This is a genomic window from Protofrankia sp. CiP1_Cm_nod4 (genome assembly GCF_982290645.1).
In genome coordinates this window covers 25,184-30,948 of sequence record NZ_CEVIVC010000061.1, presented here as the reverse complement: position 1 = coordinate 30,948, position 5,765 = coordinate 25,184, and the positions used below count along the sequence as shown (strand labels likewise).

Sequence of the window (5,765 nt, the reverse complement as noted above, 5' to 3'; positions counted from 1 at the left end):
ACTCCGACGCCCCGGCCGAGCATGAGGCGATCACCGGCCGGCCGGGCAGCCACGCCCGGACCAGAGCGAACATCGCCGAGGCGGTCCGCCGGGAGATCCCGCTGCGGGTCGGCGTCATCGGCGTCGACGACGCCCAGCGCGTCGACCAGGCACGCGCGGACCTCGCGGCCCTCGGCGTCACCGACATCGGTTATGACCGGGTGCGGGCGTTCGGCCGCGGGGCTCCGGCGGTGGACGAGGCGGATACCTGCGGGCAGTGCGGGCACGGCACCGCCGCCATCGGCCCGGACGGTACGGTGTCACCATGTGTGTTCACCCGGCATGCGGTCGCTGGCAACGCCCGACGGGAACCGCTGCACAGCGTCCTTGACGGCGACGCCTTCCGGGCACAGGTGGCGCGGCTCGACCAGGCCCGCCGGCCCACGGAGACCACCGCCTGCATGCCCAACATGAAATGCACGCCGGATTCCAGATGCGTCCCGTCGTGCACGCCGATCTGTAGCCCCCTGCGAAAGGTACGCGAGTGAGGCGGCGATGGTTGCCGGTCCGCGTCGATGACTATGACGCCTGGCTGGCGGGAGTGTTCCTGGCCGCGACCGAGCGACTGGGCGTCGAACCGTGCACGCCCGCTACCAGCGTCGCGAACAGCATCAGCGGCCCGGTGCTCCACCAGGGCAAACGGGCATGGCTACGGGTCGCCCCGTTCCGCGAGGACGGGATGGACCGGGAGGCGTGGACGGGCATCCGCGACGCCGCCGCCCTGCGCGGCATCCACAAACCGACACTGTTGGACAGCGTGGAATGGACCCACACCCAGCCGGTGGACATCCCGGTGTGCGCCGACCTGATGACCCTGGCCCCCGACCCGGTCGCGGCGCCCGGCAGCCAGTACCTGGCCACACCCATCACCCTCGCCCCCCAATGGCTGAATGATCTACGTGCTTCCCTGGAGACGTTGGCCACCCACCCCACCGACCGGACCTTCTGGGTGGACAGCGCCGAACGGCACCGCTACCTGCTGCACGCCGTCTACGGCCGGCCGCTCCCGCCGGGGATCGCACCGACCTGGGGCAGCACCGAACACCTGGATCTGCATTGGGGCAACGTCACCATCCCCAACCTGATGATCCTCGACTGGGAACACTGGGGTACCGGCGTAGCCGGCTCCGGCGCCGCACGCCTGTACTGCACCGCCCTGGCCGCCCCCGAAACCGCCAAACAGATCTACACCACGTTCGCGGACGTGCTCGACAGCCCGTCGGGACGCTATGCGCTGCTGGTCGCCGCCGCCGACATCCTCGTCAACGTCGCCTACTACGAGGACACCGTCAACCTCTGCCCCGCCCTCCACCAGCTCGCCAGGAAGATCCTGGACCAGCCGGAGACGTTCTAGTTGATCGTGGAGGGCCGACCCAGAGGGAAAACCTTCTGATCTGCCCCGGGGCTGACATCTCCTTGACCTGCGAAGGAAAAGCCGATCATCTTGATGGGCTGGTGGTGGGACCTGGTGGGACGAGGACGCCGGGGTTGAGCAGGTTGGTGGGGTCGAGGGCGTGTTTGACGGCCGCGAGCACGGCCAGCTCCGCCGGTGAGCGGGACAGGCCCATCCACGCCGTCTTCGCCCGTCCGACGCCGTGTTCGGCGCCGATGCTGCCGCCGTCGGCCGCGGCCCGGGTGAGGATCGCCGTGGCAAGCGCCTCCCGGCCGCTGGTGTCGCCGCGGTCCAGCCCGGTGACGTTGACGTGCAGGTTCGCCTCGGCGAGATGCCCCCACAGGTGCAGCCGGGCGGACGGCGCCACCGCCGGCACCAGGGCGCGCAGATCGTCGACGAAGGCGGAGATACGGGCGAGCGGGACGGCGACGTCCAGCTTGAGCGGGACGTCGAGCGCGTTCACCGCCGCCGTGTGCCCCTCCCGGTAGGCCCACAGGCGCTCCCGGTCCGTGGCGGTGGTGGCGACGACCGCGTCCAGCACGCCGGTGGCGGTCTCCACCGCCGCGGCGAGGTCGCCGGTCGGGTCGGTGGGCCCGACGCACTCCACCAGCAGGTACGGGGTGTCCGGCGGGAACGGCCGGCCGGGGAACGGGGCCGGCCGGCCCTGGTGGGCGCACACCAGGTCGACGCCGTCGCCGAAGACCAGCTCGACGGCGTCCAGGGAGGGCACCGTGGCCCGCAGGGTGGCGACGAGGCCGACCGCGGCGGGCAGGCCGGTCACGGCGAGCAGAGCGGCCGTACGCGCCGCGGGCAGCCCGACCAGCCGCAGCTGGACCTTCGTGATGACGCCCAGGGTGCCTTCGCTGCCGACGAACAGCGATGGCAGGTCGTAACCGACGTTGTCCTTGGGCAGGCCGGACAGCCGCCGCAGCACGCTGCCGTCGGCCAGCACCACCTCCAGCCCGGCCACCTGGCCGCGGGTCATCCCGTGGCGCAGCACCCGCTCGCCGCCGGCGTTGGACGCGGCGATGCCGCCGACGGTGGCCGAGCCGCGGGCGGCGAAGTCGACGCCGACGCCGTAGCCGGCCGCGCGCGTGTGCGCCTGGACGTCGGCGAGGGTCGCCCCGGCACCGGCCGTCACCAGCCCGGCGGCGGTGTCCACCGGCTCGAGCGCGGTGAGCCGGCGCAGGCTGAGCAGCACCGCCCCGGCCGCCGCGCCGGCCGGCACCGAACCGCCGACCAGGCCGGTGTTGCCGCCCTGGGGCACCACGGGCACGCCGTGCCGGGCGCAGATCCGCAGCACGGCGGCGACCTGTTCGGTCGTCGCGGGACGGGCCACGGCCGCGGCCCGCCCCCGGAAGGCGCCCGTCCAGTCGGTTTCGTAGCTCACGGTCACATCCGGGTCGGTGAGGACGTGGGCGGCGCCGAGCACGCCGACGAGATCTGTGATCAACACCCATCCATCATGCTGGGCCGTGCCGTCGGGTCCAGGCCCCGGGGCCTGCCGCGGGGGGCCGGTGGCGCTGGTGACCGTCAGCGACCAGTGCCGCCGGGCCCGCGCCCGGCCGGGCCGCCGCGTGCGACCTCCGCGACGCCGGCCGGGCAGGCCGCAGCCGGGAACGGACACCGATCGGGGGGGACCGGGCCGGGGAGACCGGGCCGGGGACATCCGCCTCCGGCGCTCTTCCGACGTCTCCGCGGTGCCGGCCGGTCCGGCATCAGCCGCCATCGGTCCGTATCGGTAGGTGGCGGCCGGCAGCGGTCGTGGCGTCGTCACGGTACGGCGTCGTACCACCAAGCTGTGTCACAAAGTTCATGTCGTGGACGAGCGGGCGTCCGCGCTGCCTCCCCGGGGCTTGGGACCGTGTTGTCGTGCGCGTCGCAGTGATCACCGAATCTTTTCTGCCGCACGTCGACGGCGTGACCAACTCGGTCTGCCGGGTGCTGGAGCATCTGCGGCACCGCGGCCACGAGGCGCTCGTCATCGCGCCCGCGGCCGGGACGCGTACGCCAGCGGCCTGCCCCGACGTCTACGCCGGTGCCCCGGTGCTGCGGGTGCCGTCGGTTCCGCTGCCAGGATATCCGGAGTTCCGGGTGGCGACGCCATGGCCCCGGCTGGTCGGCGTGCTCGCGGGCTTCCGGCCGGACGTCGTGCATCTGGCGGCCCCGGCGGGGCTGGGCGCGCAGTCCGCGTTCGCGGCCTGGCGGCTCGGGCTGCCGAGCGTGGCGGTGTACCAGACCGACTTCGCCGGCTTCGCCGCCCGCTACGGGCTCGCCCAGGCCGAACGGTCCATCTGGCGGTGGGTGGCCGCCGTCCACCGCCTCGCCGGGCGGACGCTCGCGCCGTCGTGGCCCGCGGTCGACATGCTGCTGCGCCAGGGCGTCCACCGGGTCGCCCGCTGGACGCGCGGGGTCGACCTGGAGCGGTTCCATCCACGCCACCGCGACCCGGCGCTGCGCCGCGGCCTCGCCCCGGGCGGGGAGGTGCTGGTCGGCTACGTCGGCCGGCTCGCCCGGGAGAAACGGGTGCACCTGCTCGGCGCCGTGCAGGACATCCCCGGGACGCGGCTGGTCGTCGTCGGTGACGGCCCGCTGCGGCCGGCGCTGCAACGCAGGCTGCCCCGGGCGGCCTTCCTGGGGTTCCGCTCCGGGGCGGAACTGGCGACGATCTTCGCGAGCCTGGACGTGTTCGTCCACACCGGCTCCCACGAGACGTTCTGCCAGGCCGCTCAGGAGGCCAAGGCCAGCGGTGTCCCGGTGGTGGCGCCGGCCGCGGGCGGCCTGCTCGACGTCGTCGACGACGGGCGCACCGGGCTGCACTTCACCCCGGACTCCCCGGCCGCGCTGGCCGGCCGCGTCACCGCCCTCGTCACCGACACCGGCCGGCGGACGGCCATGGGCCTCGCCGCCCGCCAGTCCGTCAGCGGCTGCGGGTGGGGCGCCATCGGGGACGAGCTGATCGGCCACTACCAGGACGTCCGCGGCCTGGGGACGGGGTACGGCGGCGGTGTGGCACCGCGGTCACGGGCCGTTCTCGCCCGCCGGACGGCGCGCTGCCACCACGGTGCCGACCGGGCCGGGACGTGTCACAACGAGGACGGGAGCACCCGGTGAAGATCGTCCAGGCGGCCAACTTCGTCGCGCCGCGCTCCGGTGGCATCCGCACGACGCTGCGGCACCTCGCCGCCGGGTACACCGCGGCCGGGCACGACGTCGTCCAGATCCTCCCCGGGGAACGCGACGGCGTCCGCCACACCCCGGACGCGACCGTGATCACCATGCGGGCGCCGCTGGTGCCCGGCACCGACTACCGGGTGCTGGCCGAGCCGTGGCGGGTCGCCCGGCTGCTGGCGGCCGAGGCGCCCGACCGGCTCGAGGTCCACGACCGGGCGACCCTGCGCCCGCTCGGCCGGTGGGCCCGCCGGGCCGGGGTGGGATCCGTCGTGGTCAGCCACGAACGCCTCGACCGGCTGCTGAACCTGTGGACGCCCCGCCCGCTGCGCGGGGTGCTGCCGGTGCGGGCCGCCGCCGACCGCTCCAACGCCGCGCTCGCGCGGTCGTTCGACACGGTGGTCGCCACCACCGCGTGGGCGGGCGAGGAGTTCCGCCGCGTCGGCGCCACCAACCTGCGGCGGATCCCCCTGGGGGTCGATCTCGACCGCTTCCGTCCCGACCGTTACGACACCTCGCTGCGGCGGGCCTTCGCCCGCGACAGCGAGGTGCTGCTGGTGCACGCCAGCCGGCTGTCGCCGGAGAAACGGGGCGACACCGCCGTGGACGCCCTGGCGGAGCTGGTCCGCCGCGGCGTCCCCGCCCGGCTGGTGATCGCCGGGGACGGCCCGAGCAGGGGGCGCCTGACCCGGCGCGCCGCCGGCCTTCCGGTGATCTTTCTTGGTTTCGTCGCGGACCGTGACCGGCTCGCCTCTCTGCTGGCGACCGCAGACGTGCTCCTCGCCCCCGGCCCGGTGGAGACGTTCGGACTGGCCGCGCTGGAGTCGATGGCCAGCGCGACCCCGGTCGTGGTCCACCACGGCAGCGCCCTGGCGGAGCTTGTCGTGCCCGGCGCCGGGGTCGTGGCCGCGGGCAGCGGCTGGACCTTCGCCGACGGCGTGGAGGATCTGCTCGCCCGCGACCCGTTCAGCCGCCGGCAGGCCGCGCGGGCCCGCGCGGAGCAGTTCCCGTGGCAGGTCACCGTCGACGGGTTCCTCGCCGCCCACGGGCTGGGCCCGGCCGCCGGACGCCCCGGCCAGCACCCCGCGCGACGGCAGCCCGCGGACGGACGTGACCGCGGCGCCGGCCGCGCCGCCTGACCGTGCCGTGGACATCACGATGA

5 protein-coding genes are annotated in these 5,765 nt (G+C 74.8%); 4 read left to right on the top strand and 1 reads right to left on the bottom strand.

The genetic code is table 11. From position 1 onward, the window contains the following. A partial coding sequence (locus tag AC5LSR_RS13425) for an SPASM domain-containing protein (RefSeq protein ID WP_250290788.1) occupies positions 1-527 on the top strand: 527 nt, incomplete at its 5' end. Further along, on the top strand, positions 524-1,393 hold the full coding sequence (locus tag AC5LSR_RS13420; protein WP_250290786.1) for a hypothetical protein: 870 nt from the start codon (positions 524-526) through the stop codon (positions 1,391-1,393). The genes AC5LSR_RS13425 and AC5LSR_RS13420, both read left to right, overlap by 4 nt. 85 nt (positions 1,394-1,478) lie before the next feature. On the opposite strand, the gene AC5LSR_RS13415 is transcribed toward AC5LSR_RS13420, so the two are convergent. Further along, positions 1,479-2,888, bottom strand: a complete 1,410-nt coding sequence (locus AC5LSR_RS13415; RefSeq protein ID WP_493468520.1) for an FAD-binding oxidoreductase — start codon at positions 2,886-2,888, stop codon at positions 1,479-1,481. A 416-nt stretch (positions 2,889-3,304) separates the two neighbouring features. Between AC5LSR_RS13415 and AC5LSR_RS13410 the strand changes: the two genes are divergently transcribed. Then, positions 3,305-4,546, top strand: a complete 1,242-nt coding sequence (locus AC5LSR_RS13410; RefSeq protein ID WP_250281908.1) for a glycosyltransferase family 4 protein — start codon at positions 3,305-3,307, stop codon at positions 4,544-4,546. Next, a complete protein-coding gene (locus tag AC5LSR_RS13405; RefSeq protein ID WP_250281910.1) occupies positions 4,543-5,742 on the top strand; it encodes a glycosyltransferase in 1,200 nt (399 codons plus the stop codon). The genes AC5LSR_RS13410 and AC5LSR_RS13405 overlap by 4 nt, the downstream gene beginning before the upstream one ends. Positions 5,743-5,765 lie beyond the last annotated feature (23 nt).